A 14,597-nucleotide genomic window follows, 5' to 3' on the forward strand; every position below is an offset into this window, starting at 1 on the left:
GGGCGGTGGGCCCTCCCCCTTGGGGGGTGGGGGGGTCGGGCGGCGTGTGGGGGCGTGGTTTTATTTCCCCCCCCCCCCCCCCGGCCCCCCCGGGGGGGGGGGGGGGGCCCCCCCCCCCCCCCCGACGGGCTCAGATCAGCGCGAACTTCTGTGCCGCGGATCCGTTGCAGTCGTAGATCTGCAGCCGGGTCCCGTTGCCCGTCGCGCCGCTCGGGGAGTCGAGGCAGCGGCCGGACTGCGGGTTGCGCAGTGAACCGTCCGCCTGCTGCGTCCACCCCTGGCCGCCGACACCGTTGCAGTCCCACAGCTCGACCTGGGTGCCGTTCGCCGTGCCGTTGCCGACGATGTCCAGGCAGCGGCCCAAGGTGCGCAGCGCGCCGCCGGACAGGTGGAACCAGTGCTGGTCCACGGCGAAGGACTGGCAGTCCCACAGCTGCACGGCGGTGCCGTTCACGCCGTGGTCGTCGCCGGCCACGTCGACGCACTTGCCGCCGGGGCCGGTGACCGGGCCGCCGCCGGTGACGGAGAACTTCTGCGCCGCGGCGCCGTTGCAGTCCCAGATCTGCAGCCGGGTGCCGTTGGCCGTGGCGCCGTTCGGTGCGTCGACGCACCGGCCGGACTGCGGGTTGCGCAGCGAGCCGTCGGCCTGCTGCACCCACTTCTGGCCGCCGACGCCGTTGCAGTCCCACAGCTCCAGCAGTGCGCCGCCCGCCGTCCCGTTGCCGGTGACGTCGAGGCACCTGCCCAAAGTGGACAGTGACGAGTCGGCGTTGTGCGCCCAGTGCTGGTCGGACGCGTTCGCCTGGCAGTCCCACAGCTGCACGGCGGTGCCGTTGCCGCCGGTGTCGTCGCCGGCGACGTCGAGGCACTTGCCACCGGGTCCGGAAACCGTGGCCGCGTAGGGAGGTGTCCCGGTCGAGCCGGAGTAGCCGACGGAGACCACGTTGGCCTGCACGGCGTCGTCCGCGGCGTCGGTCGGGTAGCCCGCGGTCATCACGCCCTCGAAGAACGAGCCGATGGAGGCGTTGCTGTTGTCACCGCCGGTGCCGAGCACGATCGAGCCCTCCTGGTGCATCGGCGTGTACCCGCCCGAGGGCAGCGTGCCGTTGTACCAGGTGGTCAGGCCGCCGCTCTGGGAGTTGCCGCCCTTGAGCGCGAACGTCGTCTGGCCGTTGTTCTTCAGCAGCGCCGTGACGAACGGGGTGGCGTTGCCGCGGTTGGCGGTGTTGGAGCGGTTGCCCTGGAACAGCCCGTTCTCCAGGTCGCCCGCGACCCACGGGCCGATCCCGGTGCACGGCGGGAAGTAGCACGTGGTGCCGAGGTTGACCGCATCCATGTGGCCGTTGCCGGTGTCGGCGATCTGCGCCTCGACGTTGCCGTAGTCGAAGCAGCAGCCGCCGTTGACGTGCGTGCCGCTGGCGACCATGTACATGCCCTCGGGCTGGCCGTTGACCGCGACGCCGGCGCCGACGTAGTGCCGGTACCCGGTGCCGGGGGAGACGTAGACGCCGTAGACCTTGTGCCCGCCCGCGGTGACCGGCAGCGCCGAGGCGATGGCGGCGACGTCCTGCCCGCCCGCGGTGCCCGGTCCTTCGACGGTGAGGTCGTTGTGGCGCGGGGACTGGTCGTAGATCACCGTGATGGTGCACGTCGTCCCGGCGCAGAAGGAGTCCTGCGCGGCGGCGTTGGCGTACCCGCCCGCGGCGAGCAGGCCGATGTCGGTCTCGGCGCGGTCGGAGGCGCGCTGCACGCGGTAGAGGTTGCCGGTGTAGGCGGAGTAGAGGGCGCGGGTGGTGCTGTGCGCGGCGACGCACTGCGTGCCGGCGGCGCCGTAGAGGTCGCAGGGCAGGGAACCGGCGGCCTGCGACGGGGTGGTCAGGCCGAGCATCGTCCCGAGGACGAGCAGGGTGGTGGTGACGATGGCGGGGAGTCTTCGGCGGGGCACGGGGGACCTCACTCTCAAGCCGCAGGTCAGGGACCCGGGCGGATTTTTACAACGTTGTATTTCCGAGAGAGAAGGGGGACGCGGGAGTGCGGTGGGGATGGGGCGAGAGTAGGTCCGCGTTCTCGATCGTGTCAACAGTTCACGAGGTGCCCGGTGGCCCGGTCCACGGCGAAGGCAGGGGTGGCCACCCGGACGGTCCAACGGGACGGGATCCGTTTCGTGGCGCGGGATGCGGCGCGGATCGGCCCGGACGGCGAGACGCGGGTGTCCACGCGCTGCGTGACGGCGCTACGAGTGACGCGTTCGGGAACCGCCCGGTGACCACGGCCTGCGCCCAGGGCGGTGCCTGAGTACGTCCGTCCACAGAGGACGGCAGGGGACCGGGTGCACGGCGCCGCTGGGCATGGCTGACTCCAGGTGAGTCGGCCCCTGAGCGGGTGGCGGCGCCACGCAGAGGGTGAGGTGAATCGGTTCCGAATATCGCCCTCCGGCCCCGGATTTGTCAAGCCTTGACAGGTCGGGGGCGGTGGTATGAACCTTTTCACCGAACGTTCCCGGCCGTCCCGGATGCCCGGTGCCCGGCGGTCCGGGGACGCCGGACGACGCCGTCCCCTGACCGGCGGCGGGTCCGCCCCCTTTCCCGGCCAGGGAGGAACCATGCCCACGATCGCTTCGCCGCGGCGCAGACGCCGCGGACCCGCTGCCCGGCTGGCGACGCTCGCGGCGGCCTTCACGGTCGCCGCGCTCGGCTTCGCCGCGCCGTCGGCCCACGCCGCGGACACCCTGATCTCCCAAGGGAAACCCGTCACGGCGTCGTCGACGGAGAACGCCGGCACCCCCGCTTCCGCCGCGGTGGACGGCAACACCGCCACCCGCTGGTCGTCACAGTTCAGCGATCCACAGTGGATCCAGGTCGACCTCGGCGGCGCGGCGACCGTCGGCCAGGTCAAGCTCAACTGGGAGGCCGCCTACGCCACCGCGTTCCAGATCCAGCTGTCCGACAACGGATCCAGCTGGTCCACTGTGTACCAGACGACCACCGGCACCGGCGGCGCGCAGACGCTGAACGTGACCGGCTCCGGCCGGTACGTGCGGCTGAACACGACCGCGCGAGCCACCCCCTACGGCGTCTCGCTGTGGGAGTTCCAGGTCTTCGGCACCGGCGGCGGGACCACCCCGACGGGGCCGGGCACCCCGCCCGACTCCTTCTGGGGCGACACCGGCAGCATCCCGGCCGCGCAGAACGTGCTCACGGTCAAGGTGCTCAACCGGACCAACGGCAAGTACCCGGACAGCCAGGTGTTCTGGAACTTCGGCGGCCAGACCCACTCGATCGCCGAGCAGCCCTACATCGACATGCCGGCCAACTCGGCCGGGCGGATGTACTTCTACCTCGGCACGCCGAACGGCCAGTACGCCGACTTCATCGAGTTCACCGTCGGCCCGGACGTCTTCAACGGCAACACCACCCGGGTGGACGCGTTCGCGCTGAAACTGGCCATGCGGCTGCACGCCCACGACGGGTACGACGTGCAGGTGGGTGACGACTACGGGACCTTCCAGGAGGACCGCGCGGCCACGTTCGCGAAGTTCCAGGCCGAGGTGCCGACCGAGTTCAAGGGCCTGGCGACGGTGAACGCGCCGTACCGGATCCCGGCGCCGGGCAGCGCCCCGGACTTCCGCGCCGGCGGCCGGTACGCGAACTACTTCACCGCCTACGCGCAGTCCGTGGGTGTCAACGAGCCGACGTCGAACATCACCGGTTGTGCCGGTTCGCTGGCCGGCAACCCGAACATGTGCGCGGCGCTGAACCGGCACACCGCGCAGCTGCCGGCCTCGCAGCAGCAGGACCCGGCGAACTACTACAAGGCCGCCCCGGCGAACTACTACGCGAAGTACTGGCACGACCACGGCATCAACCACCTCGCGTACGGCTTCCCGTACGACGACGTGGCCGGCCAGTCGTCGTTCGTCTCGCACGGCGACCCGCAGTGGCTGGAGGTGGCTGTCGGCTGGTGACCGGCCGACCCTGCCCCGGAGCCGGCCGTCGCGGTCGGCCCCGGGGTACCGGCCGTCTGCCTGAGCGCGTCACCGCGCTCAGGTCCGGGTGCGGGCGACGCCGTCGATGATCGCGGCCGCCGCGGCCATGCCCGCCGCGTTCGGGTGGTACGGGTAGGCCGGTGACGCCGGGGCGGCGCCCTCCAGCCAGCGCGTCGCCGGTGCGGCGCACAGGCCGTGGCGGGCGCTCGGGCCCCGGATGTCCACATAGGACGCCCGGCCCCGCGCGGCCTGGTCGGCCAGCATCACCGTCAGGCGGTCGAACGTCGCCTGGATGTAGTCCGCGTCGGCGGCGGTGTACGGGTCGGCCGGGTAACAGCCGCCCGGTTGCCAGTAGGTCAGGTAGCCGGTGACCACCACCCGGGCGGCGGGGGAGCGGCGGTGGATCTCGGCCAGCGCGGCCGCCACTTTCGGTGCGGTGGCGGCGATCCGCGCCGTGAACACGTCGGCACCGCCGGTCGTGTACTGGTCCCGGCACGACGGGACGACCGGCCGGTCCGGGCTCGCGCACGTCACGAAGGCCGAGCTGAGCGCGATGTCGTTCGCGGCGATCGCGAGCGTGACCAGGTCGGTGTCCCGGCGCAGCGCGTCGAACTGCGGGGCGACGACCCCGGCCTGCCTGCCGGTGAGGTCGGCCGTCGTCGCGCCGGAGCAGGTCACGTCGGTGAGCGACGCGCCGAGCCGGCCGGCCAGCACGTGCGGCCAGTTCCGGTCCGACCGCAGGCACGTCGTGTCGATCTGGTCCGGGATCAGCGGTCCCGCGGCCGACGAGTCGCCGAGCGCCACGTACCGGATCCGCGCGCTCGCCTCCGCCGGCGCAGCGACCAAGCAGGCCAGCAGCGCCACCACCAGTGCGTACCTCACGAGACCGGCTGCTCTGCGCTCGGCGTGACGGCCCGGTCCTGCACGGCGGCCCGCCGGATCGACCAGCCCAGCACCGGCACGAGCGCGACGGCGACCACCGCGGCCGCGGCGAACACGTAGTACGGCGCGACGAGGCTGTCCGTGGAGCCTTCGACGAGGCCGTAGACGTACGGGCCGACAAAGCCGCCGGTGATCCCGAGCATGTTGATGAACGCGAGCCCGGCCGCGGCCATCAGGCCGGACAGGCGCGACATCGCGACCGACCAGAACAGCGGCAGCGTGCCGAAGGCGAAGAAGTTCGAGATGAAGAGCAGGCTGATGCTCCACACCGGGTTCCGGGAGACGAGGAAGCCGACCAGCACCAGCAGGACAGCGGCCGCGCAGATGCCGATGAGCGTGACCTCGTGGCCGTACCGGCGTTTGAACCAGGGGAAGAACAGCACGCCGGCCAGCCCCGAAATACCGCCGCTGCCCGCGACGAGGCCGATCAGGAACGGGCTCTGCAGCCCGAGCGACTGGATGTAGGCGGGGAAGTTGAAGCCGATCCCGCCGCCGATCGACTGGTTGATCAGGTAGATCGCGCCGAGCAGCAGCACGGTCGGGTGGCCGAACGCCCGGCGCAGGTTCCCGCGGACGTGCGCCGGGGACGCCGTGGTGTCACCGGCGGCCCGTTCCGAAAGCACGGCCGCTTCCTCCGCCGTGAGCCACTTCGCGTCCGTCGGACGGCTGGGCAGGAAGAACCAGACGAAGACGCCGATGACGACGGTGACCAGGCCTTCGACGAGGAACATCCACTGCCAGCCGCGCAGCCCGCCGAGGCCGTGCAGCTCCATCAGCGCGCCGCCGACGGGGGAGCCGATGATGACCGCGACGCAGGGCGCGACGTAGATCAGGCCGACGATCGTGACGCGGTGCTTCTGCGAGAACCACTGCGTGACCATGTACATCATCGCCGGGAACAGGCCCGCCTCCGCGGCGCCGAGCAGCAGCCGCAGGACGTAGAACGACACGTCGTCGCCCACGAACATCATCGCGGCGGAGACGAGCCCCCAGGTGATCGCGATGCGTGTGATCCACAGCCGGGCGCCGACCCGGTAGAGGATCAGGTTGCTGGGCACTTCGAGCAGGGCGTAGCTGATGAAGAACAGGCCGGCGCCGAGCCCGTACGCCGCCGCGCTGAGGCCGATGTCGGCCGCGAGCGAGGTCTTGGCGAGCGCGACGTTGGTGCGGTCGACGTACGACATGAAGTAGGCGATGCCGAGCACCGGCAGCAGCCGCGTGACGGCCTTCCTGGTGGCGAGTTCGTGCAGGAGGTCTCGTGCGTTCGTCATTGGACGCCCTTCAGGTGACTTCTCACTCTGATACCCGTCTGACCTGCAATACTACGGAGTATCACGGTAGAGTTCGGCGCGTGTCGGTGTCAACCGCCGGAGTACGGCGTGGGACGATGGGACACTCGGAGCGAGGAGGACGACCAGGTGAGCGCGAGCCCCGACGTCGAACCCGGTGCGCGGAGCAGGATCCTCGACGCCGCGGCGGAGGCCTTCATGGCGACCGGGTTCGCCAACGCCACGATCGACGACATCGCGCGTGAGGTCGGCGCGACCAAAGGCCTGGTGTACTACCACTTCCGGTCGAAGTTCGACATCTTCCTCGCGGTGTACGAGGAGGCGATGGGGCGCGTCCGCGGGCGGGTCGAGCTGCACGCCCACGGCGAGGGCACGGGCCGCGACAGGCTGGTCGCGATGTCGGTGGCGCACGTGGCCAACCTGATGGAGGACCTGGCCTACCACCACGTTGTCCACCAGGCGGTGCGCGGCCAGGTGGCGACCGCGCTGAAGGCCCGCCAGGTCGAGGCGCTGCAGGCGCTGAACCGGCTGCGCACCGACTACGAGCAGCTGTTCCGGACGGTCGTGGAGGTCGGCATCGCCGACGGCTCCCTGCGCGCGGTCGACGCCTCCCTCGCCACGCGGACCCTGCTCAGCAACCTCAACGCGGTCGACACGTGGTTCCGCCGGGTCGACGGCCAGCCGGCCGCGGAGGTCCACGACCTGGCGCGCCGGATCGTGGACCTCGTGATCGGCGGCCTGACCGGCTGAGTCAGGGCCGCAGCTCCGGGGGCACGTACTCGAACGTCGGGCCCGCCGTCGTCCGCCCGTCACCCGACGGCAGCTTCATCAACGCCTGGGCCTGCGCGCGCAGCGTGAACATCGTCCCCACCGCCGCGCCCATCTGCGCCGGGGCGCCGTTAAACGTCTCCTCCAGCAGGTAAAGCAGCAGGCAGTAGGTGTTGTTGAACTCCTCCTGCGCCACCCGGATCGCGCTGCCCGCCGGGTAGTCCGCCGTACGCGGGTTGGGCCGCATCGGGAGGACGCCGTCGAGGTCGATCTTGATCTCGTCGCCGGTCGGGCCGGTCTGCGGGGTGTCGCCGGCCTGGTAGCGGCGGCCGTGCTTCAGCTCCTGGAAGCGGTAGAAGTGCGCGACCTCGTCGCGGTCCGGGTGGAAGACGTCGCGGTCGCCGTCCCAGACCTCGGTGCGCGCCGCGCCCTCGCCCTGCTCGACGATCTCGGCCAGGGCGGCCAGTGCCGTCTTCAGGTCGTGGACGGGCAGGACGCCGCCACCTCCGCCGTGGAGGTGCATCTCGCCGATCTGCCGCTTCGGGTCCCCGGAGAAGACTTCTTCCTCACCCAAGGTCGCGCACAGCAACCGGAATCCGGCCTCGACGGCGGCGTAGAACTGGCCGATCGTCCGGTACCCGTCCGGCTGCGGTGGCGCGTCCGCGGTCTCGGGCTGCTCGATGCGCAGGAACATCTCGAGCGCCTCCGGCCCGAACGGCACCAGGTTGACGTGCAGCGACCGGTCGCCGTGCGGCAGCGGGTGCGGGTACGCCGGCAGCAGCTCCGGCGTGTCTAGCCGGGGCCGGCCGCCGACGGCGTTCAGCAGGTTCGCGGCCAGTGCGAGGTGCAGCATCTCCTCGGCGAGGACGCTGCCGACGACCTGCGCCACCTCGGCGTTGCGCCCGGCGTCCAACGAGTACAGGGCGCACAGGTACGGCGGAATGGTCGCGTGCTCGAGCTCGATCGCCCACTGCAGGTGGCGACGGAGCTCGTCCAGGGTGGTGATGGCGGGAGTGCCACGGGTGTCCATCGGTGCGGTGCCTCTCGTCTCGGTGCTGCCGTTCGTTTCGGCAGCCAAGACAAGGCGTCGGACCGGGTTGTGACACCCGTGGGCTCAGAACTCGTCCGCTTGGGTCAGCTCGTGCTCGAAGGCGTCCGCCCGGGCGACGAGCGTCTTGAGGGGACGCTCGAACTCGTGCTCGATGCTGAGGTCCTCCAGGGGCAGCGTGTGCTTGAGCAGCGCGACCCCGTCCACGATCGCCGCGCCGCCGGCGGCCGACGCCCCGGCCAGCTCGAGCAGCTGGCGCAGGTCGATCTTGGCGGCCCAGCCGACCGGCGAGGAGATCTCGATCCACGCGCCGCCGTCCAGCTCGGGCAGGTGGTGCACCGTCGCCTGCTGCGTCCGGTCCTGCGGCCCGGCGAGGCGGAACCGCAGCCAGTCGTCCTGTTCCTCCAGGACTTCGTACCGCGTCCGGACAAAGTTGATCACATCGGTCCAGGTGGTCACCCGCTCCGCCTCTCGCCTAGGACCCTCCAGCGAGAGGAGCATCTCACGCGCCCGGCACTCCGGACATACCGACGTCCCGCTCAGCCGAGCGCCACGTCCTGGGAGCGCGACGGGACGGCGTCGAGCGTGGCGAGGGTCGCGTCGTCGAACACGATCGCGCCGGCGGCCATGTTCTCCTCCAGGTGCCCGGCGGTCGCGGTGCCGGGGATGAGGTGGACGTTCGGGGCGTGGTGCAGCAGCCAGGCCAGCCCGATCTGCGACGGCGTGCGGCCGAGGGACTCCGCGACGGTGTGCACGGCCGGCTCGTCGGTCACCTTCGGCAGGCCCGGGAACGCGCCGCCGAGCGGGAAGAACGGTACCCAGGCGATGTCCTCGGCGACGCACAGCTCGAGCATGTCCTCGTCGTCGCGGCTCACGAGGCTGTACGCGTTCTGCACGCAGGCGATGCCCGCCGGGAGCGCCCGGCGCAGGATCTCCAGGGTCACGCTGCTGAGCCCGATCGCGCCGATCTTGCCTTCGTCGCGCAGCGCCGTCATGACCTCGAGCTGGTCGTCGAGGTCGACCAGCTGGGCGCCCTCGGCCAGCACGCCGGGCCGGGTGTCCATGCGGCGCAGGTTGACGACGCCGATCTGCTCGACGCCGAGGGTCTTGAGGTTGTCCTCGACGCTCGCGCGCAGCTCGTGGGGGCGCTGCGCGGGGCGGAGCGGGAGCGGGCCCTCGGGGTTGGGGTCGGCGCCGACCTTGCTGACGACCAGCACGTCGTCGCCGGGCCGGAGCGTGTCGCGGATGAGCCCGTTGACGAAGGTGTTGCCGTAGAACTCGGCGGTGTCGATGTGGTCGACGCCGAGGTCGATCGCGTGGCGCAGGAACGCGAGGGCGGCGTCGCGGTCGTCGTGGAGGCGCTCGAGCTGCATGGCGCCGTACCCGACGCGGTGGACGGTGCGGCCGGCGAACGGGGCGGTGGTGGAGATGGGGGGCATGGTCATCCCGTCTTCGTGCGATGATGGAGAAGCGGAGGAACCTCCGTTAAGTCGACCGTAGCACAACCGGAGGTGCCTCCGCTTTGTCCTCGCCCGATCCGGTGCCCGCCGACCGTCCCGTCCGCTCGGACGCGCGCCGCAACCGCGAGAAGCTCGTCGAGGTCGCGCGGGCGGCCTTCGGCGCCGCCGACGGCACCGTCGCGCTCGAAGCCGTCGCCCGCGAGGCCGGCGTCGGGATCGGCACGCTCTACCGGCACTTCCCGACCCGCGAGGCGCTCGTCGAAGCCGTCTACGCCGCCGAGCTCGACGACGTCGCCACCAGCGCCCCGGCCCTGCTCGACCGGCTCCCGCCCGAGCTCGCCCTGCGCGCCTGGATGGACCGGTACGTCGCCTTCTTCGAGACCAAGCGCGGCATGGGTGACGTCTTTCGCGCCGGCGTGGCGTCCGGACGGATCGCGACGCCGGTGACGCGCAAGCGCATCACCGGCGCGATCGGCACGATCCTCGCCGCCGGGGCGCGGGCCGGCGTCTTCCGCGCCGACGTCGACCCCGGGGACGTCACGATGCTGGTGCTCGGCGTGCTCCTGTCCACCGCGAACGACACCGAGCCGGAGCGGATCGGGCGGCTACTGGACCTGGTGGTCGACTCGGTGCGCCCCAAGGCGTAGCGGCTCTTAGCCGGTCGATGCGCTGCGGCTGTCAGCTCATCACGGCGTCGCGGAAGGCCTCGACGTGGGCGAGCGCGCACTCGGTCGGGAGGTCGGCGGGGATGACGACGCTCCCGGTGATCGTCATGGCCGGCTTGAGCGGGATCGCGCTGACGCGGGTGGAGCTGATCTCGGCGACCTGGTCGGCGGGCAGCACCGCCCAGCTGCCCGGATCGGAGCCGACCTCGACGATCGTGTCCTGGGTCGTGCCCACCGGCCGGCCGAGCCGGGGGCGCACCCCGGCTTCGCGCAGCGCGGCGGTGAGGGCGTCGTGCAGCGGCGGGTCGTGCTGCCGCGCGGGCAGGCGCAGGACGCTGCCGGCCAGTTCCGTGATGCCGACGACCGTCTGGTGCGCGACGGGGTGGTGCCGGGACACGACTGCGAGCAGCGGCTCCGTCCAGGTCGGCAGCACCCGCAGCCCCGGGGCCGAGAGCACGCCCCTGGCCAGGACCACGTCGAGTTCCCCCTGCCGCAGGGCGTTGAGGCGGGCGTCGAGGGGCAGGTCGGCGAGGACGACGTCGAAGGGCGAGCCCGCTTCGCGCAGCGAGTCGATGCCGCGCTCCAGCCGGGTGGTGAACCCGGCGGCCGTGCCGATGCGCATGGTGCCCCCGGACGTCTTGGCGGCGAGCCGGACCTGGTCGGCGGCCGCGAGCGCGCCGCGCGCCGCGTCGAGCACCCGGCGCCCGGCCGCGGTGAGCCGCACGTGACGCGGCGAGCGGTCGAACAGCCGGACGCCCAATTCGCGTTCCAGCCGGGCGATCTGCTGGCTGACCGCCGGCTGCGCGATGTGCAGCCGCTCGGCGGCCCGGCCGAAGTGCAGCTCGTCGGCGACCGTGACGAAGTACCGCAGCGCCCTCAGTTCCACCCGTCCTCCTGCCTGCGACGATAAGGCCACCTTATCGCTGCGCGTGCGCCCTGGATCTGGTTCGCCGCGGGGGAGCGGTGGTGAGGTCGTCCCATGAGTATCGATCTGGGCTTGCTCGGCGCCCACCTGCGCGAGCACGAGGTGTCCCCGGAGCGGGCCGCCGAACTCGAGGACGCCGGTTACGGCACGCTGTGGCTGGACGCCTCGCCGCCGGCCGACCTGAAACTGGTGGAGCAGCTGCTCGACGCGACCACCCGGATGGCCGTCGGGACGAGCGTGGTGAACGCCTGGACCGCCGACGCGGAGACCGTCGCCGCCTCCTACCACCGGATCGAGGCCCGCCACCCCGGCCGGTTCCTGCTCGGGGTGGGGATCGGGCACCGCGAGGTGCACACCGAATACGCGTCGCCGTACGAAAAGCTGGCGTCCTATGTGGACACGCTGACCGCGGCGGGGGTGCCGGCCGACCGGGTGGTGCTGGCCGCGCTCGGCCCGAAGATGCTGCGGCTGGCCGGCGACCGCACCGCCGGGACCGTCCCGTGCATGATCACCCCCGAGCACACCCGGCGGGCCCGGGCGGCCCTCGGCGCGGGGAAACTGGTGCTGCCCGGGCACTTCGCGCTGCTGGAAACCGACCCCGGACGCGCCCGCGCGATCGCCCGCTCCGCACCACCGGGGACGGCGCTGCAGGTCACCAACTACGCCACCAACCTGCGGCGGCTAGGCTTCACCGACGACGACTTCGCCGATCACGGCAGCGACCGCCTGATCGACGCGCTAGTCCTGCACGGCGGCCCGGCTGCCATCGCCGCGGGTGTCCGCGAGCACCTGGACGCGGGCGCGGACCACGTCGGGATCTACCCCCTCGGCGACGACCCGGTCGGCACTTTGCGCGGGGTTGCCGAGGCTGTGTTGTCGTGAGGCGTTCCGGTGTTGGAGGTCGGCGGTTTCGCGGTCATGTCGGGTTCTACCCGCTCGGCACTCTGCGGGTTGTGTTGTCCTAGTCGGACGCGCTCGACGACGTCGCTCTGACACCGGGTGCACTCCTCGGAGATACGGCTTTCTCCACGCAACTGGCTCGTCGTGATCACCCCTTCGTGTGATGAACATGCGTTCGAGAGCCGGTAATCTTGGTGTGTGGACAGTGAAGCGGTGTGGAGAGCGGATGCGGTGGCCTTGGCCGACCGCATCTCCGTGCTGCTCGGTGTAGTGCGGTCCGCCGAAGCCGAGATCGGCTCGCTGCTGGTGGAAATCGAGTCGCGTGGTGTGATGGAGCTCTTCGGCTATCGTTCTGTCGCGCGGTTGTTCGAGCATCTGGCCGATGTTCCCAAGGCGGCTGCTGAGCGTGTGGTGAAACGAGCGCGGGCTCTTAACGCCGGGCGTGCTCTTGATGGCAGCCCGGTGCCCGCTGTTGCTCCGGCTACCGGGGTGGTGGCTGCTGATGGTTCGTTGAGCACTCCGATGGTCGACACCATCGTCGAGGTGCTGGCGCAGCTTGCGCCCGAGCATCGTGATGACGCCGAGCGGAGCCTGCTTTCCTTCGCCTCCGAGGCTGGGCACAAGCAGGTTGCGGCGTTGGGAGCGCGGATCGTGGCCCACCTCGATCCCGACGGCGTCGAACCCGACTCCACCGAACCTTCTGCGCCGAGCCGGGAGCTGTCGTTGCGCCGTAAGAGAACCGGGGTGTGGGAGCTGACCGGTCGGTTCGACGAGGAGACCGGCACTCGTGCGAGCGCCTTGCTCGACTCGCTGGCGGAGCGTCGCGCCGCAGACGACGGCGCCGACTTCCGCTCTCCGCAGGAACGTTACGGCGATGCTTTCTCCGACGCCGTCGACCTCGCGTTGAACTCCCCGGACCTGCCGATGCAGGCCGGTGAACGCGCCCACGTCATGGTCGCGGTCTCGTTATCGGACCTGAGGTCCGGCGTCGGCCAAGCCACCCTCGGCGACACCGGCACCATGACCGCAGCCGAAGCCCGGGTCCACGCCTGCGACAGCATGCTCATCCCGGCGGTGCTGGGCGAGAAGAGCGAACCCCTGAACCTGGGACGCTTGCGTCGCCTGATCTCCGCGGGTCTGCGCCGAGCGTTGTATCTCCGCGACCGCGGCTGCGCGTTCCCGGGTTGTCATCGTCCGCCGCGGCATTGTCAGGGTCACCACATCCGCCATTGGGCCGAGGGCGGTGCCACCGAGCTGGGCAACCTGGTGCTGTTGTGTGCTCACCATCACCGGCTGCTGCACCGTTCCGGCTGGGAAGTCCACATCGCCGCTGACGGCTTACCGGAGTTCCGGCCGCCGGTGTTCCTGGACAAGCGCCGAAAACCCAGGCGCAACAACCTTCATCAACCGTTGCCGTTCGCGGCCTGAACAATCGAGCAGGGGAGAGGCCCGCAGCCAAAGGCTGCGGGCCCGCACCCACGTCGCGAGCCGCTCGCCCTGTCCCGAATCGCGTCGATCAACTGCCGCTTGACCCGTCGGGCGGACCTGGAGGCGGGCGCGGAGCACGTTGTCCTAGTACTGCAACGGCAGTTAAGTGAGTGGGTAGCCTCGTCGTTTGTTGTGGTTGAGCCGGGCTTGCCAGCTTGGCGAGCAGGCGCCGGATCTCCGGTAGCGTGAATCCGATCATGCCTGGCTCGCCGGCAGCGGTTTCCCTTTTGTGACAAGGGACGGCGAGCCAGGTGTGGGCGAGCATCGACAGGGTGATGTGGGCATACCACGCTCGCCACGATCGGACCTGATACTGATCCAACCCAGCCTCGTTCTTGGCCTGCTGAAAGCACTCCTCGATCCGCCGACGACTGCCGGCGATCCAGGCCAGTGGAGCGGTGGGGCCCGTAGCAAACGTAGTAGGCGATCGCCGTCGGATCAGTGATCGATCGGCGGGCAAGCACCCGGTGACCCCGCCCGGCCTGCCAGCCGACCCGGATCGGAACCCGCGCCCAGTCGTACTCGCGCGGCCCGTGCGCCCCGGCCCCGACCGGCAACCGCCGCCACGACTGAATGGCAGGTCCGCGATCAGCTCATCAGCTCGGGCTTCGCGGCCACCGGTGGTGACCAAGGTGTCACAACCGCAGGTACTTGACCTGCCCATATGTCTCATCGGCAGTAACCCACGCGAACGGCACCCTCACTGCGAACGCCCGTGCCGGCATCGCCATGGTCTGGCGAGGTTGGTCTCGAACTCGGTGCCCTCCGGAATTCCCGCCCCCCGGCACCGATCCGGGTCGGCGATCCACGGCTCGGGCAGAGACAACTCCCCGGTCGATCAGCGCATGCCCGCGGGGCGAGGCATAGGCCAGGAACGTCCCGATCTGGCAATTCTCGATCCGGCCGGCCGTTCCCGAATACTGCCGCTGCACCCGGCCGAACGCGTGCCCTTCTTCAAAAGCCGGTGTCGTCCACGATCAGCACGCCACCAGGCTCGCCGAGATGCTTGATGACACAGTCCCGCACGTCGTCGATGTCCCAGTCCGGCCAGCGCAGCAACCGCTGCATCCCGTCCGGCGACACCTCACCGGCCAGCGTCCAGCCGTTCTTCCGCCCAACCCCGCGAC

13 protein-coding genes are annotated in these 14,597 nt (G+C 71.0%); 5 read left to right on the forward strand and 8 right to left on the reverse strand.

Translation table 11 applies throughout. The features are described 5' to 3' along the window. Nucleotides 1–130 precede the first annotated feature (130 nt). Nucleotides 131–1,945 (reverse strand): arabinofuranosidase catalytic domain-containing protein, encoded by a 1,815-nt coding sequence (locus tag ACIOD2_RS43270; protein WP_400551267.1) that lies wholly within the window; start codon nt 1,943–1,945, stop codon nt 131–133. Between the two features lie 657 nt (nt 1,946–2,602). On the opposite strand from ACIOD2_RS43270, the gene ACIOD2_RS43275 reads away from it, so the two are divergent. Next, nucleotides 2,603–3,964, forward strand: a complete 1,362-nt coding sequence (locus ACIOD2_RS43275) for a beta-1,3-glucanase family protein (RefSeq protein ID WP_400551268.1) — start codon at nt 2,603–2,605, stop codon at nt 3,962–3,964. A 78-nt stretch (nt 3,965–4,042) separates the two neighbouring features. Here ACIOD2_RS43275 and ACIOD2_RS43280 read toward each other — a convergent pair whose 3' ends face one another. Further along, nucleotides 4,043–4,867, reverse strand: coding sequence for an SGNH/GDSL hydrolase family protein (locus tag ACIOD2_RS43280; protein ID WP_400551270.1), 825 nt, complete (start codon nt 4,865–4,867; stop codon nt 4,043–4,045). Continuing rightward, nucleotides 4,864–6,198, reverse strand: a complete 1,335-nt coding sequence (locus ACIOD2_RS43285; RefSeq protein WP_400551271.1) for an MFS transporter — start codon at nt 6,196–6,198, stop codon at nt 4,864–4,866. The genes ACIOD2_RS43280 and ACIOD2_RS43285 overlap by 4 nt, the downstream gene beginning before the upstream one ends. Nucleotides 6,199–6,345: 147 nt before the next feature. Here ACIOD2_RS43285 and ACIOD2_RS43290 point away from each other — a divergent pair, with 147 nt between their 5' ends. After that, on the forward strand, nt 6,346–6,966 hold the full coding sequence (locus ACIOD2_RS43290; RefSeq protein ID WP_400551272.1) for a TetR family transcriptional regulator: 621 nt from the start codon (nt 6,346–6,348) through the stop codon (nt 6,964–6,966). A 1-nt stretch (nt 6,967) separates the two neighbouring features. Here the strand turns inward: ACIOD2_RS43290 and ACIOD2_RS43295 are convergent, their stop codons facing one another. The 3 genes from ACIOD2_RS43295 to ACIOD2_RS43305 all read right to left on the reverse strand — a co-directional run bounded on the left by ACIOD2_RS43295 (nt 6,968) and on the right by ACIOD2_RS43305 (nt 9,477). Then, a complete protein-coding gene (locus ACIOD2_RS43295; RefSeq protein ID WP_400551274.1) occupies nt 6,968–8,014 on the reverse strand; it encodes a ferritin-like protein in 1,047 nt (348 codons plus the stop codon). An 84-nt stretch (nt 8,015–8,098) separates the two neighbouring features. After that, nucleotides 8,099–8,491: a hypothetical protein gene (locus ACIOD2_RS43300; protein WP_400551276.1), complete on the reverse strand. Its 393-nt coding sequence runs from the start codon at nt 8,489–8,491 to the stop codon at nt 8,099–8,101. An 80-nt stretch (nt 8,492–8,571) separates the two neighbouring features. Continuing rightward, nucleotides 8,572–9,477, reverse strand: coding sequence for an aldo/keto reductase (locus ACIOD2_RS43305; protein ID WP_400551277.1), 906 nt, complete (start codon nt 9,475–9,477; stop codon nt 8,572–8,574). A gap of 77 nt (nt 9,478–9,554) precedes the next feature. On the opposite strand from ACIOD2_RS43305, the gene ACIOD2_RS43310 reads away from it, so the two are divergent. Continuing rightward, nucleotides 9,555–10,139 (forward strand): TetR/AcrR family transcriptional regulator, encoded by a 585-nt coding sequence (locus tag ACIOD2_RS43310; RefSeq protein ID WP_400551279.1) that lies wholly within the window; start codon nt 9,555–9,557, stop codon nt 10,137–10,139. Nucleotides 10,140–10,170: 31 nt separating this feature from the next. On the opposite strand, the gene ACIOD2_RS43315 is transcribed toward ACIOD2_RS43310, so the two are convergent. Further along, a complete protein-coding gene (locus tag ACIOD2_RS43315; protein WP_400551281.1) occupies nt 10,171–11,043 on the reverse strand; it encodes a LysR family transcriptional regulator in 873 nt (290 codons plus the stop codon). 93 nt (nt 11,044–11,136) lie between these two features. Here ACIOD2_RS43315 and ACIOD2_RS43320 point away from each other — a divergent pair, with 93 nt between their 5' ends. Next, nucleotides 11,137–11,964 carry a TIGR03620 family F420-dependent LLM class oxidoreductase gene (locus ACIOD2_RS43320; RefSeq protein ID WP_400551283.1) on the forward strand — a complete coding sequence of 276 codons (828 nt, stop codon included), beginning with the start codon at nt 11,137–11,139 and terminating at the stop codon, nt 11,962–11,964. Between the two features lie 216 nt (nt 11,965–12,180). Beyond that, nucleotides 12,181–13,410 (forward strand): DUF222 domain-containing protein, encoded by a 1,230-nt coding sequence (locus ACIOD2_RS43325; protein ID WP_400551285.1) that lies wholly within the window; start codon nt 12,181–12,183, stop codon nt 13,408–13,410. A gap of 695 nt (nt 13,411–14,105) precedes the next feature. On the opposite strand, the gene ACIOD2_RS43330 is transcribed toward ACIOD2_RS43325, so the two are convergent. Continuing rightward, complete coding sequence (locus tag ACIOD2_RS43330; RefSeq protein ID WP_400551286.1) at nt 14,106–14,402, reverse strand: transposase; 297 nt, start codon at nt 14,400–14,402, stop codon at nt 14,106–14,108. Nucleotides 14,403–14,597: the final 195 nt, after the last annotated feature.

It is taken from the genome of Amycolatopsis sp. NPDC088138 (assembly GCF_044741685.1).
Lineage (GTDB): Bacteria > Actinomycetota > Actinomycetes > Mycobacteriales > Pseudonocardiaceae > Amycolatopsis.